The organism is Rhodococcus sp. GQ147 (assembly GCF_059759155.1).
On the sequence record NZ_JCAXDU010000017.1, the window covers coordinates 46,951 to 65,199 of the forward strand.

At 69.2% G+C, this 18,249-nt stretch carries 16 protein-coding genes and 1 pseudogene; 8 read left to right on the top strand and 9 right to left on the bottom strand.

All coding sequences use genetic code 11. The features are described 5' to 3' along the window. Positions 1-248: 248 nt before the first annotated feature. From carD to AC6CID_RS18865, 6 genes are read left to right on the top strand one after another with little or no spacing between them, the layout of a single operon-like run. Complete coding sequence (gene carD / locus AC6CID_RS18840) at positions 249-737, top strand: RNA polymerase-binding transcription factor CarD (RefSeq protein WP_006550486.1); 489 nt, start codon at positions 249-251, stop codon at positions 735-737. A gap of 25 nt (positions 738-762) precedes the next feature. Further along, the gene (ispD, locus tag AC6CID_RS18845; RefSeq protein WP_498354309.1) at positions 763-1,470 is read left to right on the top strand and encodes a 2-C-methyl-D-erythritol 4-phosphate cytidylyltransferase; all 708 of its coding nucleotides are present in this window, start codon (positions 763-765) and stop codon (positions 1,468-1,470) included. 5 nt (positions 1,471-1,475) lie between these two features. Then, entirely contained in the window at positions 1,476-1,952 is a 477-nt protein-coding gene (gene ispF, locus AC6CID_RS18850; RefSeq protein WP_037217226.1) for a 2-C-methyl-D-erythritol 2,4-cyclodiphosphate synthase, read from the top strand. An 11-nt stretch (positions 1,953-1,963) separates the two neighbouring features. Then, positions 1,964-3,358 carry a cysteine--tRNA ligase gene (cysS, locus tag AC6CID_RS18855; RefSeq protein ID WP_498354310.1) on the top strand — a complete coding sequence of 465 codons (1,395 nt, stop codon included), beginning with the start codon at positions 1,964-1,966 and terminating at the stop codon, positions 3,356-3,358. Continuing rightward, positions 3,358-4,326 (top strand): 23S rRNA (guanosine(2251)-2'-O)-methyltransferase RlmB, encoded by a 969-nt coding sequence (gene rlmB, locus AC6CID_RS18860; protein ID WP_006550482.1) that lies wholly within the window; start codon positions 3,358-3,360, stop codon positions 4,324-4,326. The genes cysS and rlmB overlap by 1 nt, the downstream gene beginning before the upstream one ends. Before the next feature lie 44 nt (positions 4,327-4,370). After that, the gene (locus tag AC6CID_RS18865; protein WP_498354311.1) at positions 4,371-5,414 is read left to right on the top strand and encodes an alpha/beta hydrolase; all 1,044 of its coding nucleotides are present in this window, start codon (positions 4,371-4,373) and stop codon (positions 5,412-5,414) included. 17 nt (positions 5,415-5,431) lie between these two features. On the opposite strand, the gene AC6CID_RS18870 is transcribed toward AC6CID_RS18865, so the two are convergent. Next, entirely contained in the window at positions 5,432-6,304 is an 873-nt protein-coding gene (locus AC6CID_RS18870; protein WP_064061071.1) for a 5-oxoprolinase subunit C family protein, read from the bottom strand. Positions 6,305-6,390: 86 nt separating this feature from the next. Here AC6CID_RS18870 and mgtE point away from each other — a divergent pair, with 86 nt between their 5' ends. Further along, positions 6,391-7,743, top strand: a complete 1,353-nt coding sequence (gene mgtE / locus AC6CID_RS18875; protein ID WP_024102862.1) for a magnesium transporter — start codon at positions 6,391-6,393, stop codon at positions 7,741-7,743. Positions 7,744-7,773: 30 nt separating this feature from the next. On the opposite strand, the gene AC6CID_RS18880 is transcribed toward mgtE, so the two are convergent. The 6 genes and pseudogenes from AC6CID_RS18880 to AC6CID_RS18905 form a co-directional block, all read right to left on the bottom strand. Continuing rightward, complete coding sequence (locus AC6CID_RS18880) at positions 7,774-8,382, bottom strand: 5-oxoprolinase subunit B family protein (protein ID WP_064061070.1); 609 nt, start codon at positions 8,380-8,382, stop codon at positions 7,774-7,776. Between the two features lie 25 nt (positions 8,383-8,407). Then, positions 8,408-9,166 carry a LamB/YcsF family protein gene (locus AC6CID_RS18885; RefSeq protein ID WP_498354312.1) on the bottom strand — a complete coding sequence of 253 codons (759 nt, stop codon included), beginning with the start codon at positions 9,164-9,166 and terminating at the stop codon, positions 8,408-8,410. A 19-nt stretch (positions 9,167-9,185) separates the two neighbouring features. Then, positions 9,186-10,505, bottom strand: a pseudogene (locus AC6CID_RS18890) (GMC oxidoreductase); the annotation flags it as partial. A gap of 137 nt (positions 10,506-10,642) precedes the next feature. Further along, the gene (locus tag AC6CID_RS18895) at positions 10,643-11,527 is read right to left on the bottom strand and encodes a metal ABC transporter permease (protein WP_498354313.1); all 885 of its coding nucleotides are present in this window, start codon (positions 11,525-11,527) and stop codon (positions 10,643-10,645) included. After that, entirely contained in the window at positions 11,524-12,387 is an 864-nt protein-coding gene (locus tag AC6CID_RS18900; protein WP_498354314.1) for a metal ABC transporter ATP-binding protein, read from the bottom strand. Before AC6CID_RS18900 ends, AC6CID_RS18895 begins: the two co-directional genes overlap by 4 nt. A 26-nt stretch (positions 12,388-12,413) precedes the next feature. Beyond that, positions 12,414-13,475, bottom strand: coding sequence for a metal ABC transporter solute-binding protein, Zn/Mn family (locus AC6CID_RS18905; protein WP_064061069.1), 1,062 nt, complete (start codon positions 13,473-13,475; stop codon positions 12,414-12,416). 169 nt (positions 13,476-13,644) lie between these two features. Between AC6CID_RS18905 and AC6CID_RS18910 the strand changes: the two genes are divergently transcribed. After that, the gene (locus AC6CID_RS18910) at positions 13,645-14,751 is read left to right on the top strand and encodes a LacI family DNA-binding transcriptional regulator (protein WP_071936215.1); all 1,107 of its coding nucleotides are present in this window, start codon (positions 13,645-13,647) and stop codon (positions 14,749-14,751) included. Between the two features lie 21 nt (positions 14,752-14,772). On the opposite strand, the gene otsB is transcribed toward AC6CID_RS18910, so the two are convergent. Further along, a complete protein-coding gene (gene otsB, locus AC6CID_RS18915) occupies positions 14,773-17,349 on the bottom strand; it encodes a trehalose-phosphatase (RefSeq protein ID WP_498354315.1) in 2,577 nt (858 codons plus the stop codon). A 161-nt stretch (positions 17,350-17,510) separates the two neighbouring features. Continuing rightward, positions 17,511-18,170 (bottom strand): cholesterol catabolism transcriptional regulator KstR, encoded by a 660-nt coding sequence (gene kstR, locus AC6CID_RS18920; RefSeq protein ID WP_006550468.1) that lies wholly within the window; start codon positions 18,168-18,170, stop codon positions 17,511-17,513. Positions 18,171-18,249 lie beyond the last annotated feature (79 nt).

Genomic DNA, 18,249 nt, shown 5'->3' on the forward strand with positions numbered 1-18,249 from the left:
ATCCACTAGGCAGAGTAGTAGTTCCCGTGTGCGCTGTGTACGTCGGGGCCGGATCTCGTGTGGATTCGCGCGCGGAAGACGAGATCGACAGGCGCCCACGGGCGGGTGTGTCGGAGGTCACCCGATACACGGAAGCAACTGCCTGTCAAGCCCTACGCTCAGTGCTCGGTGCCCCTGACCTGCATCGTTGACGGGAGGGTGATGTGGTCACGTGTTAAACTGGGAGAATCGAAAGGGGCACGGGACACATGATTTTCAAGGTCGGAGACACCGTCGTATACCCCCACCACGGTGCGGCGCTGATCGAAGCAATCGAAACACGCACCATCAAGGGTGAGCAGAAGGAATATCTGGTTCTGAAAGTCGCGCAGGGCGACCTGACGGTCCGGGTACCTGCAGAGAACGCGGAGTACGTCGGAGTGCGCGACGTCGTCGGGCAGGAAGGCCTCGACAAGGTTTTCCAGGTGCTGCGCGCACCCCACACGGAAGAACCCACCAACTGGTCACGGCGGTACAAGGCCAACCTCGAGAAGCTGGCCTCCGGCGATGTCAACAAGGTCGCAGAAGTTGTGCGCGACCTGTGGCGCCGGGAGCAGGACCGCGGCCTGTCCGCAGGTGAGAAGCGGATGCTCGCCAAGGCACGTCAGATCCTCGTCGGTGAGCTCGCGCTCGCCGAGGGCACCGACGACGTCAAGGCGGAGACCATGCTCGACGAGGTTCTCGCCGCCGCTTCCTGACGCGCGAGACATCGGCAAACTGCACATGAGCGATCGCAACGGGCCGGTCGTCGGAATCCTTCCGGCGGCCGGCCGCGGTGTTCGCCTGGGAGAACCACTGCCCAAGGCGTTCGTGGAACTGGACGGCCGCACGATGCTCGACCGCTCGGTCGAGGCGATGCTCGCTTCAGCGGTCATCGATCGAGTGGTGATCGTCGCGCCGCCCGAACTGGCTGCGACGCCCGCGGACCGGCTCGTCGGCGAGTCGTTCGCCGACCGGGTCACCGTCGTCGCGGGTGGCGCCGAACGCGCCGACTCGGTGCGCGCCGGTCTTGCGGCGGCATCGGGCGCGCGGTTCGTGCTCGTCCACGACGCCGCGCGTGCGCTCAGCCCGGCCGAGCTGTTCGTCCGGGTCGTCGACGCGTTGCGGGCCGGCAGCGACGCGGTGATCCCCGTCCTGCCCGTCGTCGACACCATCAAGAGTGTCGACAAGGACGGAGTCGTCACCGGGACTCCCGACCGGTCGACCCTCCGCGCGGTGCAGACGCCGCAGGGATTCGACGTCGAATTGCTCGAGCGGGCCAACCGCGACGCCGCCGACGCGACCGACGACGCGGGACTCGTCGAGCGGTTGGGGGAGCGGATCACCACCGTCGTGGGAGACCCTCTCGCTTTCAAGATCACCACCCCACTGGACCTGGTGCTGGCACGGACCGTGCTCGCGTCCGGCGTCCGCACCGAGAAGGAGATGTGAGCATCGTGCGTGTCGGCATCGGAACGGACGTGCATCCCGTGGAGGCCGGACGGCCGTGCTGGATGGCCGGTCTGCTGTTCGAGGGCGCCGACGGGTGCGCGGGTCACTCCGACGGGGACGTCGCTGCGCACGCGCTGTGCGATGCGGTGCTCTCGGCCGCCGGTCTCGGCGACCTCGGATCGGTCTTCGGCACGGGCCGACCGGAGATGGCCGGCGCCTCCGGTGTCGCGATGCTCGGCGAGGTACGTCGCCTGCTCGACGACGCCGGCTGGGTGGTGGGCAATGCCGCCGTCCAGGTGATCGGGAACCGCCCGAAGATCGGGCCGCGGCGCGAGGAGGCACAGGCGGTGCTGTCCGAGGCGCTCGGCGGTCCGGTCTCCGTGTCGGCGACCACCACGGACGGACTCGGGCTCACCGGCCGGGGAGAAGGTGTAGCGGCGGTTGCGACCGCACTGGTCCTGGCCCAGCAGGACGAGCGGTAGGATAGACGGTCGTGACCTTGCGCTTATACGACACCGAATCGCGGGCCGTGCGGGATTTCGAACCGCTGGTCCCCGGCCAGGCCTCGGTGTACCTGTGTGGGGCCACCGTCCAAGGCGAACCCCATATCGGGCACGTACGCAGCGGCGTTGCGTTCGACGTGCTCCGCCGGTGGCTCGCTACCAAGAGTCTCGATGTCTTGTTTGTGAGAAATGTCACAGACATCGAGGATAAGATCCTCCGCAAGGCGGCAGAGGCAGGTCGGCCGTGGTGGGAGTGGGCCGCGACCTACGAGCGGGCCTTCAACCGCGCCTACGATGCGCTCGGTGTGCTTCCTCCCTCGGTGGAACCTCGCGCGACCGGCCACATCACGCAGATGGTCGAACTCATCCAGCGCCTCATCGACGCCGGGCACGCCTACGCGGCCGACGGCGACGTCTACTTCGACGTGCTGAGCTACCCCGAATACGGTGCCCTCTCCGGACACCGCATCGAGGACGTCCACCAGGGTGAGAGCGCCGGACTCGGCAAGCGCGACCCCCGCGACTTCACGCTGTGGAAGGCCGCGAAGCCCGGTGAGCCCTCCTGGCCCACCCCGTGGGGACGTGGTCGCCCCGGCTGGCATCTCGAGTGCTCCGCGATGGCCGGCTTCTATCTCGGCGGCACCTTCGACATCCACTGCGGAGGCATGGACCTCGTCTTCCCGCACCACGAGAACGAGATGGCGCAGTCCCGCGCCGCCGGCGACGGCTTCGCCCGCTACTGGTTGCACAACGGCTGGGTGACGATGGGCGGCGAGAAGATGTCGAAGTCGCTCGGTAACGTGCTGTCGATCCCCAACGTGCTCGCCCGCGTCCGGCCGCAGGAACTGCGCTACTACCTGGGCAGCGCCCACTACCGTTCGATGCTCGAATACTCCGACGACGCGCTCGCCGAAGCGGCCGCAGCGTACCGGGGACTCGAGTCGTTCGTGCTCAAGACCCGCGACCGCGCGGGCGAGGTGCCCGTGGGCGAGTGGACCGAGGCCTTCGCCGAGGCACTCGACGACGATCTCGGTGTGCCCAAGGCGCTCGCGGAAATACACCGCAAGCGCAGCAAGGGCAACAAGGCGCTCGACAACGGCGATCTCGACACGGCCGTGCAGATCGCCTCGCAGGTCCGGAGCATGCTCGGCATCCTCGGTGTCGACCCGCTCGACGAGCACTGGTGCTCCACCGACGATTCAGGGTCGGCCGCACTCGCGGCACTCGACGTGCTGGTCGGCGCGGATCTCGAACGCCGCACGACCGCCCGGGCCGAGAAGAACTGGGCGGTGGCCGACGAGGTGCGGGACCGCCTCACAGCCGCGGGGGTCGAAGTGACCGATACGCCCAACGGACCCGAGTGGTCTCTGAAAGCAGGACAGTGATGGCAGGCAATTCCCAGCGTCGCGGCGCTATTCGTAAGGGCGGCACGAAGAAGGGTCAGGTCGTCGGGTCCGGCGGGCAGCGGCGACGCGGGCTCGAAGCGCGTGGCGCTACCCCCAAGGCCGAGGACCGGCCCTACCACCCCGCCGCACGGCGTGCCCGGGCCGCGGCCAAGGCCGCCGACCCGCGCGGTGGCGGTCGTCGTCCCGCGGCCGGTCGCAAGGCCGAGGACGGGCCCGAGATGGTGCTCGGCCGCAATCCGGTCGTCGAGTGCCTACGTGCCGGTGTGCCCGCGACCGCTCTGTACGTCGCCCTCGGCGCCGAGGCCGACGAGCGGCTCAAGGAAGCCGTGCAGCGCTCGGCCGAGATGGGCATCTCGATCCTCGAGGTCTCGCGTTCCGAACTCGACCGTCTGTCGTCGAACGGGATGCACCAGGGCATCGGCCTGCAGGTTCCGCCGTACCGCTACGCGCACCCCGACGACCTGCTGGCCCGCGCCGCGGAGAACCACGAGCGTCCGCTGCTCGTGGCCCTCGACAACATCTCCGATCCGCGCAATCTCGGCGCGGTGATCCGTTCGGTCGCGGCCTTCGGCGGCCACGGTGTGGTCATCCCGCAGCGCCGTTCGGCGTCGGTGACGGCCGTGGCATGGCGCACGAGCGCCGGTGCCGCAGCGCGACTGCCCGTCGCGCGTGCCACCAACCTCACGCGCACGCTCAAGGACTGGCAGTCCCGCGGTGTCCGCGTCGTCGGTCTCGATGCCGGTGGCGACACCAACCTCGACGATTTCGACGGCACCGATCCCGTCGTCGTGGTCGTGGGGTCGGAGGGCAAGGGACTCTCGCGCCTGGTGCGGGAGACCTGCGACGCCGTTCTCTCCATCCCGATGGCCGGAGACGTCGAGTCGCTCAACGCCTCCGTCGCGGCGGGCGTGGTGCTCGCGGACATCGCGCGGCAGCGTCGGGTCTGATCGAGTCTGCCCGAGCTGCGGTCGCGAGGGCCTAGTCTGTCCTCGTGGTCGCATCCCTGCCGTTCCGTACGAAGGTGTTCGCCTTCCTCGAACGCTTCGCCGACAAGTCCATTGCCGACGCGTCCGTCGACGAGATCCCGGCACGTCGTGCTGCGCGCACGAAGCTCCTGTCGTCCCCGGTCGGACGGCTGATCTCGGGCCGGACGCATCCCGGCGTGCGGATCGAGGACCGATGGGTCGATCTCGAGCACGAGGTGATCGACGATCTCGCCCCCGAGGACTCCCCGGTCCGGACCCGTCTGCGGATCTATCGGCCCTCGGCGCGAACGAGCGGTCCGCTGCCGGTCGTGCTGCTGTTCCACGGCGGCGGGTGGGTGCTCGGCAATCCGGAGCAGAACGAGTGGTGGGCGAGCCACACCGCCGCGCGGACCCCGAGCGTCGTGGTGTCGGTGGACTACCGGCTCGCCCCCGAACATCCCTATCCCGCAGCGGTGCTGGACTGCTGGGCGGCGTTCCGGTGGGTCGTCGCACACGCTGCGGAACTCGACGGTGATCCGTCCCGCGTCGTGGTCGCCGGTGACAGTGCCGGAGGCAACCTCGCCGCGGTCGTCGCCGACGTGGCCGGCCGCTCGGGTGGTCCGCTGCCGGCCGGTCAGGTGCTGATCTATCCGGCGACGGAGATGGAGGAGGAGTTCCCGTCGGAGCGGCAGTTCGCGAACGCTCCCGTGCTCACCTCCCGCGGTATGCGGGCGTTCGTGCGCCTGTATCTGGCCGGAGCCGATCCGTATGCGCCGACCGCGGCTCCCCTGCGCGGCGCGCTCGCCGGTGCCGCCGTACCGGCCCTCGTCCAGATCGCCGGGCACGACCCGTTGCGCGACAACGCCGTTCGATACGCCGAAGCATTGCGGGCCAAGGGCGGCGACGTCGCGGAGACCGATTATCCCGACACCGTGCACGGCTATCTCAGCCTGCCCGGCATCTCTCCGCCCGCGACACACGCACTCGACGAGGCGATCACCTTCGTACGTCGGGTGACGGCTACCGACCCGACCGACGAGGACGACACCTCCGTGCCGTCACGCGCCTGACGGTCACCCAGCAGCGATCACCGTACCGGCACGAACCGCACCCGCTGTCCGGGACGCAGTTGCGCCGCGACCGGCAGATCGGCGGCGACCGCCACCGCGGCCACCGGATAGCCGCCCGTGACGGGATGGTCGACGAGGAACAGCACCGGATGCCCGTCCGGCGGTATCTGCAGCGAGCCGGGAACCATGCCCTCGCTGGGCATCTCCTCGTGCCGTGCCCGGTGCAGTCGGCCGGGACCGTGGAACCTGATACCCACCCGGTCGAGTTCCGGTGTCACCGTCCACGTCTCGTGGAACAGCGCCCGCAGTGATCCGGGCGTGAACCAGTCGTCGCGCGGGCCGGACCGTACCCGGATCTCTACGGGGTCGTCCATCGGCGGTGGTGGTGGGAACTGCTCCTCGTCGGGCAGGTGACCCGACATCGCCCCGACGAGCAGACTGTCGCCGGCGCGAACGGGTGCCGGTCCGGTGTGCGACAGGATGTCGGTGGATCTACTGCCGAGTACCTCCCGCACGTCGATGCCGCCGCGTACCGCGAGGTAAATCCGCAGGCCTTCGTTCGGGACGCCGATCCGCAGCACGTCGTCGTTGCGGAGGGTGATGCGCGCCCAGTCGCCGACCGGCCGGTCGCACACGGTCACGTCGGCGCGGGCACCGGTCACGGCCACGATCGTCTCGCCGACGCTGCGGACTGCGAGACCACCGCCGGTCACCTCGAGTGTCGCCGCGTCCGGCTGGTTCCCCACGAGCCGGTTCGCGGCGTCGTGTGCGCGCCGGTCGGCGGCACCGGACCGGGTGAGGCCCGAGGAACCGTAACCGGGACGTCCGCGATCCTGGACCGTCGTGAGCATTCCGCCGGAGAGCACCTCGAACCACGCCACGATGTTCATTCTCACTCACCGGCTTCGATCGCACGTCCGCACTCCGGCCGAACGATCGCGTTAGGTTGAAGATCATGAGGAAGGAGGTGACGATCATGGATGAAGCAGACGTCCGGGCGGCGACGACGCGACTGATCGAGAAGGCCGTCGAGGCCGACGACCTTCAGGCCGCGCACGACGCTGTCGCGGAACTGAGCGTCGAACAGGTCGTCGACGTGCTCGAACGGCTCGGTCGGACGGATCGAGCAGTGCTCTACCGGTTGCTGCCCAAGGACCGGGCGATCGACGTCTTCGAACAGCTCGACCCGAGCATGCAGAGCGAACTGCTCCGCGGGTTGCGCGACGATCAGGTGGCCGCAATCTTCGCCGACCTCGAACCCGACGACCGGGTGGAACTGCTCGACGAACTGCCCGCGACGGTCGCGTCGACCCTCATGCGCGGCCTGCCGCCCGCCGACCGCGAGGTGACCGCCACGATCCTCGGCTATCCGCAGCGGTCGATCGGCCGGCGGATGAGCCCGGCCTTCGTGTCGCTGCGGCAGGACATGACCGTCGAGCAGGCGATGGACGCCGTGCGTCGTCGGCTCGACGACGCGGAGACGGTGTACACGCTGCCGGTGGTGGACGACGGTCGTGTGCTCGTCGGGGTGGTCGGTCTGCGCGAGCTGATGACTGCGGCGCCGGGAACGGTGCTCGCCGACATCATGAACGAGCCCTACTGGGCGCGCGTGACCGACGACGCCGAGGAGTCCGCGCGCCGCTGCGCCGAACTCAAACTGCTGGCGTTGATCGTCGTCGACAGCGAGACCAGGTTGGTGGGCATCCTGACCGTCGACGACGCCCTGCGGATCCTCGAAGCCGCCGACAGCGAGGACCAGGCGCGCATCGGCGGTACCGAGCCGCTGCGCCGGCCCTATCTCGCGACACCCGTCGGGCAGTTGGTGCGCTCGCGGGTGGTGTGGTTGCTCTTCCTGGCACTCGGCGCGACCCTCACGGTCCAGGTCCTCGAGGTATTCGAGTCGACCCTCGATCAGGTGGTCACCCTGGCGCTGTTCGTGCCGCTGATCATCGGCACCGGGGGCAACACCGGAAACCAGGCCGCCACCACGGTCACCCGCGCATTGGCGCTCGACGACGTGACGCCACGCGACATCGGCGGGGTGATCGCCCGCGAGCTCCGGGTGGGTCTGTCCCTCGGTGTCCTGCTGGGCTCGGTCGCGTTCGTCCTGACGTCCCTGGTCTACGACTCGTCGGTGGGCGCGGTGATCGGGCTGACGCTGGTGAGCATCTGCACCCTCGCCGCCACCGTCGGTGGTGCGATGCCGTTGGTGGCCAAATCGATCCGCGCCGACCCCGCGGTCTTCTCCAATCCGTTCATCACGACCTTCGTCGACGCGACCGGCCTGGTGATCTATTTCCTCGTCGCGAAGGCCGTGCTCGGTATCTGAGCGCAGCGGCGCAGTGGATCCGGGGACGGTTCAGATCGCGACGAAGCGCACCGCACATCCCGGTCGCAGCAGCGCCGCAGGAGTCCGGTCCGGTTGCCACAGCGGGGCATCGGAGGTTCCGATGAGTTGCCATCCTCCGGGCGACTTCCGCGGGTAGACGCCCGAGAACTCACCCGCCAGTCCCACGGCGCCGGACGGGACGGAGGTGCGCGGTGAACTGCGACGCGGCACGTGCAATCGAGAATCCCCGCCGGTGAGATACGCGAAGCCGGGCGCGAACCCGCCGAAGGCGACCGTCCAGAGGCCGCCGGTGTGGGCGGCGATCACGCCGTCCGCGCCGAGGCCGGTCAACTCGCCGACCTCTTCGAGATCGACGCCGTTGTACCGGACTTCGAGCGTCACCTCCTCGATGTCGACGTCGTCCCCGGACACCGGTGGGGTGGTGGTGACCCACTTGTGCACGACCTGCGCGCCGGTCTCCGACGGATCGAAGCACACCAGCAGTGTCCGCGCCGCCGGCACGAGATCGACGACGCCACGCGGCCGCTCGCGGTCGAGTGCCCGGAAGTGGGCGAGAACCTCGTCGAGGGAATCGAATTCGGCGAGCAGGGCGCTGTCTCCGGCACGAAGGATTTTCATCGGTGGACCTCGCGATGTCGGGCGTTCACACGAACGCCCGGATGTCGATCTTCTCGGCGTCGAGCCGGCGGCGCACGGCGACGGCCATCGCCGTGGCGTCGGGGGAGTCGCCGTGGATGCACACCGACTGCGCGTTCACGCGTATGTCGCTGCCGTCGATGGCGGTGACCACCCCCTCGGTGACCATGCGCAGGACCCGCTCGGCGACCTCCTCCGGATCGTGCAGTACCGCAACGGGTTCGCGTCGGGAGACGAGCGTGCCCTCGGGGGTGTAGGCGCGGTCGGCGAACGCCTCGGCGACCACCTTCAGTCCGGCCCGTTCGGCCTCCTCGAGGAAGACGGAGCCGGGCAGTCCGAGGACGGGCAGCGAGGCGTCGTAGGCGCGTACCGCATCCACGACCGCACGGGCCTGTTCGCGGTGATGGACGATCGCGTTGTACAGCGCGCCGTGGGGTTTGACGTAGCTCGCCGACGAACCGGCCGCCCGGGCGAGACCGTCGAGCGCGCCGATCTGGTAGATGATCTCGGCGGTGAGATCCGCCGACGGCACCTCGATGAAGCGGCGGCCGAAACCGCCGATGTCGTTGTAGCCGACCTGGGCACCGATCCTTACCGCGCGCTTCGCGGCGCCGTGGCACGTGTGCAGCAGTGTCGCCGGGTCGCCGGCGTGGAATCCGCACGCCACGTTGGCGCTGGTGACGATGTCGAGCATGGTCTCGTCGTCGCCGAGACGCCACCGGCCGTAGCTCTCGCCGAGGTCGCTGTTGAGGTCGATGCGGGTCACGACCCGAGTCTATGCCCGCTCAGAAGACCGTTCCGACGTCGCGGACGACGATGTCGTCGAGGGCGCGTTCGACGACGGCGGCGATCGTCATCGACGGGTTGCACGCGGCGGTGTTGCCCGGCATGAGGGCTCTGTCGAGCACGTACAGCCCGCGCTGGCCGAACACCCGGCCCTCGAGATCGCACACCGTGCTCATGCTCGCGCCGCCGAGCGGGTGCCAGGTCGACGGGACGATCGAGTTGGTGTCGGTCAGGATGCTGCGTTCGCCGGCGATGCGGCGCACGGTGGGGTCGATGTGACCCGTCTGCAGCACCGCGTCCCCTTCGTGCGGCCAGCGCAGGACGGCGTCGTCGCGAGCGGCGTCGTAGACGAAGTGCCCGCGACCCTCACTGACGCCGTAGCCCACCAGTACGGTGCTGCGCATGTCGATCCCGTAGAAGCCGGGAATGGAGGCCTGGATGACGGTGGACGCGGAGTTCGGGTCGTCCCAGTTCTTGCTGCCGTAGACGACGGGACCGCCCTGCACCGCGCCGAACTCCTCTTCGAGGTTCGTCCAGAGGTAGATGCGGTCGGCGTTCGAACCCCAGCCCTGTCCGACGCCGTCGGGCAGGTCGGAGATGAGATCCTTCGCGGCGGCCTTCATCAGCAGCCGGGTGGTGTTCATGGTGCCCGCAGACAGCACCAGCGCGTCGGTGGTGAGGATCTTGTTCTCGACGACGGCACCGGAGGTGCCGATGTGGTTCACGTGCACCGTCCACCGGCCGTCCTTGGCACGCTCGATGTCGGTGACCTCGTGTTGCGTCGCGACGGTGACCAGACCGGTCGCCTCGGCCTCCGCGATGTAGGTGACGTCGACGGAGTGCTTGCCGCCGTTGTTGACACCCATCGCACCCGAACCGTCGGTGTAGGCCGGGGCCATCTCGCCGCGGAGTTCGGCGAGCGCGTAGTCCCAGTCGATCGGCATCGGGATCTTGTCGATCGGGAAGCCGGCCTTCCGCGCACGGTCGGCGAAGATGCGCGAGGTCGCGTAGTTGGGGCTGTCGACGAGTTCGTCGGGCGCCACGGCCAGGCGCAGCATCTGCGCGACGCGCGGGTAGTGGACGCGGTCCATGCGCGCCCAGTCGAGTTCGTTCGGGAAGTGGGCGTTGAACACCGCTTCGTCGGGTTGCAGCGTCATGCCCTGGTAGACGAGCGACCCGCCGCCGACACCGGCGGCGCACAGGGCCGTCATGTTCTCGCCGACGCACGCCTCGACCAGACCGGTGTAGGGCTCGAAGGCGAGGTGACGACCGAACACCTCGGGGTTCGACCGGTGCCACAGGAACCGCTTGTCGGGGTTGTCGACGCGAAGGAACGACGCGTGACGTGCTGCACTCTCCACCCCCGATGTCTGTGACGTCCCGTTACTGGAGCAACCTCGGGAAACTGGGCGGACGTCGAGGAGCGCGTCAAGATCACGTCCCGACGGGCCGTGAATCAGGCAGTTGCGGCGACCCGCCCGGAACCACGTCGGTTGCGGGCGGTGCCGATCACGCGGCAGATCATGTAGATGACGAACGCGATCGTCGTGATGAACGCCGAGACCGGCACGCCCGGCGCCAGCGCGAGCAGGATGCCGCCGACCGCCGAGATCTCCGCGAAGACCACAGACAGCACCGTGGCGGCGAGCGGCCCGCTGACCACCCGGGCCGCCGCGGCGGCCGGGGTGATGAGCAGTGCCATCACCAGCAGCGCGCCGACGATCTGCACACCGAGTGCGGCGGTGACACCGACGAGCACCGCGAACACGATCGACAATGCGCGCACCGGGACGCCGCGTGCAGCCGCGACCTCCGGGTCGGTGCTGGCGAACAGTAGCGGACGGTAGATCACCAGCAGCGTGAGGATCACGACGGCAGCGCACGCGGCGAGCAGGGCGATGCCGGTACCGCCGGGCGCCACGATCTGACCGGTGAGCAGCGAGAAGGCGGCACCGGTGCGTCCGTCGTAGGCCCACAGCAGCAGGACGGCGAGACCGAGTCCGAAGGCCATCACCACGCCGATGACGGAGTCGCGTTCGCGGGCACGTGTCCCCAGGACCCCGAAGAGGATCGCGGCGATCACGGCACCCGCGACCGCACCGATCCCGACGGAGACCCCGATGATGAGCGCCGCCGCGGCACCGGTGAGCGACAGTTCGGAGGTGCCGTGGACGGAGAACGCCATCTGACGGCTGATGATCAGCGGGCCGATCACGCCGGCGAGCAGACCGAGGATCGCACCGGCGATGAGCGCCTGCTGCACGAAGTCGTACTGCAGGAGTTCGACGGTGGTCTCCACGTCGAACATCCGCCCGAGGGCGTCGGTGAACTTGCTGCTCATTCGTGATCCTCGTGATCGTGGTGGACGCCTTCCCCGGGGCGCAGTCCGCCGGCGCTGCCGAGCGCGTCGATGGCGTCGCCGGTGCCGACGACCACCAGGCGGCCGCGCATCTCGAGCACTTCGACGTCGGTGCGGTAGAGCTCGGAAAGCACCTGCGAGGTCATCACCTCGGCGGGGGTGCCGATGCGGAACTGGCCGTCGACGAGGTACAGCACGCGATCCACCAGCGGCAGGATCGGATTGATCTCGTGGGTGACGAACAGGACGGAGGTGTCGTGGTCGCGGCGGCGGCGGTCGATGAGCGCCGACACCAGGTGCTGGTTGGCGAGATCGAGACTGAGCAGCGGCTCGTCGCACAGGAGTACGCGCGGATCTCCCACGAGCGCCTGCGCGATACGCAGCCGCTGCTGCTCACCACCGGAGAGCGTGCCGATCGGGGCTCCGGCATAGGTCTCTGCGCCGACCTGAGCGATCGCGTCGTCGACCGCGACGCGGCGCCGCCGGCGCGTGCGCAGGCCGGTGCCCCAGCGATGTCCGTCCATGCCGAGGCCCACGAGATCGCGTCCCCGCAGCGGGACGCCCTCGTCGAGAGACTTCTGCTGCGGCACGTATCCGACGTGCGAGTTCCCGGTCCGGACGGCCTGCCCGGCGATGGTCGCGGTTCCGGAGGTGAGCGGGAGCTGGCCGAGCAGCACCTTGAGCAGCGATGTCTTGCCGGCACCGTTCGGTCCGAGCACCGCCAGGAACTCGCCGGGTTCGACGACGAGGTCGAGTCCGTCCCAGAGGACCCGATCGCCGAATGCCAGCCGGGCATCGCGGAGTTCGACTGTGGGCGTGCGGTCGAATGGAGGAGGTGTCACCGGAGTCCGTGTTCTCGATCGGATGGTCAGGAGGCGGTCTCGAGCGCGGCGGCGAGGGTCTCGGCGGTCCGGGCCTGCCACTGAATGTAGTCGACATCTTCGGGCAGGGTTTCGAAAACCTCGACCACGGGGACGCCCGACGACTCTGCTGCCGTGCGCATCTCGCGGCTGATCCGGTCCTCGGTCTGCGGGTTGTAGATCAGGACGCGAACCTGCTTGTCGACCAACAACTGCCGTGTCGCCGCGATCGCCGCCGGGGACGGATCGGTGCCGTTCTCGATGGCGTTGGTGAAATCCGGGGGAGTGATGTCGTCGAGCGTCGCGGCCGAGACGAGGTAGTGGCCGATCGTCTCGGTCTGGGCGACGGGTGCGTCGCCGTGTGTGTCGGCGAGCTTGTCGACAACATCCGCGACGTAGTGCAGGTTCTCGTGGAAGCCCGCGGCGTTGGCCTCGTAGACGGCGGCGCCGTCGGGGTCGAGTTCGGCGAGCTGCTCGGCGACGGCGTGCGCGACGGCGTCGGCGGTCGCGAGGTCGTACCAGACGTGCTCGTTGATGCCGCCGTGGTCGTGACCCTCGTGCGAGTGCCCGTCGCCGGCGTCGGACACCTCACCGCTCTCGTGCGAGTGGTCCTCGGAAACGGTTGTCTCCGAGTCGCTCTCGATGGCGTCGTCGGTGCCGTCCTCGTCGCCGTGATCGTGTCCGGCGTGCAGATCCGAGTACGCGCCGGATTCGAACAGGGCGAAGGCCTCCACGACTGCAGGCTTGTCCCCGGTGGCGCCGAGGATGTCGTCGACGAATTGGTCGTAGCCACCGCCGTTGTAGACGACGAGCGAGGCGTCGGAGATCGCCGCGGCGTCGAGGGGGCTGGCCTCGTAGGAGTGCGGGTCGGCGTTCGGTTCGGTGATGAGCGAGCGGACCTCGATGCGGTCTCCGGCCACCGCCTGCGCGATCGACCCCCACACGTTCGTGGAGGCGACGACGCTGATCTCGTCGTCGTCGGCGCCGGAGGTATCGGTGCCGCACGCGGCGAGGGCGGTCGCGCAGGCTACGGCGGCGGCTGCGAGGGCCGTGCGGGAGGACAGTCGCACAGTTCTTCTCCTGAGGATCGGCGGTCTTCGACGAACGGGGTCCGGAACGACCGAGCGACCGACCCAAACGTTATTGGTAACCGTTACCGTTCCACTTTAGCGGACGACACCGAGCCCTCCTACCATCCCTGGGTGGTCGTGACCATGGACACAGGACTACGGTCCTCTCATGTCCAGGTCTCGTCAGCCGCGCCGACAGGCGACCCTGGCGTCGATTGCCGCCGAGTTGAAGATCTCCCGCACCACGGTCTCGAACGCGTACAACCGCCCCGACCAGTTGTCCGCCGAGCTACGCGAACGTGTCCTCGAAGTCGCCAAACGACGCGGATATGCCGGCCCGGATCCGATGGCGCGGTCGCTGCGCACCCGCAAGGCAGGAGCCGTGGGGGTCCTGCTCACCGAAGCGTTGAGCTATTCCTTCCGGGATCCCGCCGCCATGAGTTTCCTGTCGGGACTGTCCGAGGCCTGCGAAGCGGCCGGACAGGGACTACTGCTCATCCCCGCCGGACCGGGCCGGACCGACGACGAGGCCGCACAGGTCGTGCACCGCTCGTCCGTCGACGGCTTCGTCGTCTACTCGGTCCCCGCCGAGGACCCCTATCTCGCTGCCGTGCTCGAACGGCACCTCCCGATCGTCGCGTGCGACCAGCCGCGCGGGCTCGAGAACACCCCGGTGGTGGGCATCGACGACCGGCGGGCGATGCGCGATCTCGCCGCCCACCTCATCGAACTCGGCCACCGCCAGATCGGCATGTTGTCGATGCGCCTCGGCCGCGAACGGCACGACGGGGTCGTCGACCTGTCGACCCTCGAATCCGGCGCCTTCCACGTGCAGCGCGAACGCATCCGCGGCGTCCAGGACGCCATGAGCGCCGCAGGGCTGGCCCCCGAATCGCTCACCGTCGTCGAGCGCTACACCCACACCGCGGAGGACGGCCTGTCCGCCGCGGCGCAGATCATGCGCATGAACCCGCGGATCACCGCGCTCGTGTGCACCACCGACGTGCTCGCGCTCGGCGCTCTCGCCTGGGCCAATCAGATGGGTCTCGACGTGCCCGGCCACCTGTCGATCACCGGCTTCGACGGCATCGACGAAGCGATCCGCGAAGGCCTCACGACCGTGAGGCAACCGCAGAAGGACAAGGGGCGGCGCGCAGGCGAACTGCTCCTCGCCGCCCCCTCGCACTCCGGTGTGCCCGCGCTCGAGACCCTGGGGACCCAGCTGTGGTTCGGTGCCACCTCGGGTCGGGTCGAGAGCGAGTGGTACGCCGAGTGACCGAGCGGCCCCGCTCGTAGCTCAGTGCTGCCGGTCGCCCGTGGCCTTCGCGCCCGACAGCAGCTGGGCGCAGCGCAGCAGACCGATGTGACTGTACGCCTGCGGGTGGTTGCCCAGCGCACGCTCCGCGACGGGGTCGTACTCCTCGCTGAGCAGCCCGGTCGGTCCGGCCGCCGCGACCAGCTGCGCGAACAGCGCCTCGGCGTCGTTGCGCTGCCCGACCAGCAGGTAGGCCGCGACCAGCCACGCCGCGCACAGGTGGAAGCCGCCTTCGGCGCCCGGCAGGCCGTCGTCGCTGTGATAGCGGTAGACGGTCGCGCCGCTGCGCAACTCCCGTTCGGTGGCCTGCACGGTCGCCCGGAACCGCTCGTCCTGCGGGTCGACGAGTCCGGTGAGGCCGATGAACAGGGTGGCCGCGTCGAGATCGGTGCCGTCGTAGGCCGAGGTGAACGACTGGACCTCGTCGTTCCAGCCCTTCTCGGTGACCTCCTCGGCGATCTCGTCGCGCAGCGCCGCCCAGCCCTCGCCGGCGGTCCGGCCGAACTTCTCGGCGAGCGTCAGTGCCCGGTCGACGGTCAGCCACCCCATGACCTTCGAGTACACATGGTGGCGGGGTGCGTGGCGGATCTCCCAGATGCCGTGGTCCGGTTCGAACCAGCGCCGTTCGACCGCGGTGACCATCGAGCAGACGAGCTCCCAGTCCCGGTCGGTGAGGGCACGGTCGTGGGACACGCCGCGCGACTCGCGGCTGTGCGCGAGGTCGGCGATCAGGTCGACGATCGGGCCGAAGACGTCGAGTTGCACCTGCTGGTTCGCCGCGTTGCCTACCCGCACGGGCCGCGAACCGGCGTATCCGGGAAGCGAGTCGATCACGGCTTCGGGCGGCAGCGGTCCGCCGGCGAGCGTGTACAGCGGGTGCAGACGTTCGGGGCCCGGCACGGTCTCGAGGACGCGGTGGACCCAGTCGAGATAGTTCTCGGCCTCCTCGAGGGATCCGACCCGCACGAGCGCCTGCGCCGTGAGCGCGGCGTCGCGCAACCAGCAGTAGCGGTAGTCCCAGTTGCGGACACCGCCGATCTCCTCGGGGAGCGAGGTGGTCGCCGCGGCGAGGATCGAGCCCGTCGGACCGTGGACCAGCCCCCGCAGGGTGAGCGCCGAACGCTTCATGAGATCGGGCTTGAGCGGCGGCAGCTCGAGCTGGGACGCCCACGTGTGCCAGTAGGCCTCGGACTGTGCCCGACGCTCGACCTCCGGCACCGGGTGCTCATCGAGATCGTCGGTGCCGCAGCGGAGTTCGAGGATGATGTCGTTCTCGGTGGGGTCGACCACGGCGTGGGCCGTCTGGTGCACGCCGTCCGTGGTGATGTCCCACCGCACGCCGGGGGAGCGCAGGACGTAGGGCTCGTTGAAGCCCATGACGCGGATGCCGTCGTCCTCGACCTCGAGGGTGACCTGTCCCTGTCCGAACTCCGGTCGCGGGGCGAAGGTCACCACCGCGCTCGCGCGCCCGGTGATCACGCGCATGAGGTCGGTACGGCCGGCCTCGACGTCGTGCGGGAGGTAGTCGATCACCGCGAGCGACGCCCACCGGGTCACCACCGTCATCGTCGAGTCGACGTAGCGCTGGCTGAGCGGCAGTGCCTGGCGGGTCGGGCCGATGGTGAAGTGACCGGCTGCGTCACCGCCGAGGAGATGGGCGAACACCGCCGCGGAATCGGGTTCGGGGTGGCACAGCCAGGTGATCGTGCCGTCGGGGGTGACGAGTGCCTTCGAGCGGGGGCTCGCGAGCATGGTCAGGCGTTCGATCGGCGCGACGTGGGCGCCGGACAACCAGGTGCGACGTTCCTCGAGCAGGAACGCGAGTGCGGCGATGACCTCTTCGCTGGTGCGGACGCGGTACTCGGCGGCGGTGTCGCCGTCGCCGATCTTCACCCCGACGTCCGGGCCCTGCAGCGAACGGAAGGCCTTCTCGTCGGTCACGTCGTCGCCGAAGAAGACCGCCGCGCTGGCGGCTTCCTGGTGGCGGATGACGTCGAGCGCCTTGCCCTTGTCGGTGGGCACCACGGACAACTCGATGACTGCCTTGCCCTCGGTGACCTGCACACCGGGCCGGAGCGCGAGGCCGCTGCGCACGAGATCGAGGGCCTGCTCGGCATCGGCGGGAGAGGCGTTGCGCACGTGCAGCGCGGCGCTCGCGGGCTTGGCCTCCACCTGCACGCCGTCGAACCGGGATGCCACCGAGTGCAGTCCCTCGACGATCGTGGCGAGGAGGTCCCTCGCGTCGGGATCGATCTCGTGGACGAATCCGATGTCGAACTCGGAGCCGTGGCTGCCGACGAGTTTGACCTCGACCGGCAGGCGCGACAGGGCGGCGAGATCCTTGAGAGCGCGTCCCGAGATGACGGCAGCGGCCGTCGACGGCAGAGCGGCGAGGCCCCGCAGCGCCCGCACCGCATCGTCGTGCGGGTAGGCCTTCTCGGGATCGCTCACGATGGGGGAGATGGTGCCGTCGTAGTCGGTCGCCACGAGCAGGCGGGGCGTCCGCGCGACAGCCACCAGAGCACGTCGAAGGTCAATCGGAAGATCGTGGGCACTCACCTGCTCCACGTTAGGTCAGAGTGGGGCACGAATCCGACCCGCTGGGTATTGCGACCACGTGTTTCCGGTTACAGGAAGCGGCGGATCGGACGTCGGGCTTCCGGCGCGAGCGCCGCGGGGCTTCCGGCGCGAGCGACGCGGGGCTTCGGACGCGAGCGCCGTCAGGCTTCCGACGCGACCGTCTTCGGCACGCGCGAGCCGTCGCCGAGCAGCAGCTCCACCGTCAGTTCGAGCCGGCGGGCGACATCGGTGGCCGACGAACGGCGCGTGAGCCAGGCGACGAGATTCGACAGCCACACGTCGCTGATGACGCGTGCGATGGCGAGTTCTTCCTCGGTGGGCTCGCCGTCGTTCATGGCCCGTGCGAACAGTCGGTCCATGAGGGTGCCCACCTGGTCGACCTCGGCGGCGGCGGAAGCGTCGGCGAACATGAACGCCCGTGTCATGGCCTCGGTGAGCAGGGGATCGCGCTGCATGGCCTTGGTGATCAGGCCCAGGATGAGGTGCATGCGCTCGAGGGGGCTGTGGCCGGGTGGGATCCGGCCCTTGCCTTCGATGCGGGCGAATTCACGGCCGAGGGCGGAGACCAGCAGGTGGACCTTGGACGGGAAGTAACGGTAGAGGGTGCCGACCGCGACGTCCGCGCGTTCTGCCACCGCCCGCATCTGCACGGCCTCGTAACCACCCTTCGACGCGAGCGCCAGGGTGGCGTCGAGAATCCGCTTGCGCCGTTCCTTCTGGGCATTGGAACTGAGATCGTCCTCGGTGAGGGCGGTCAGAGTTCCGTGTCCGTTGGCACGGGAGCGGGACGGGGTGGCCATAGATTCGTTTCCTCACGCCTTGACTCTGAATCGGTGCCATATTAGAACACGTTCTAGCAATGATGTCATTCGGAAGGGC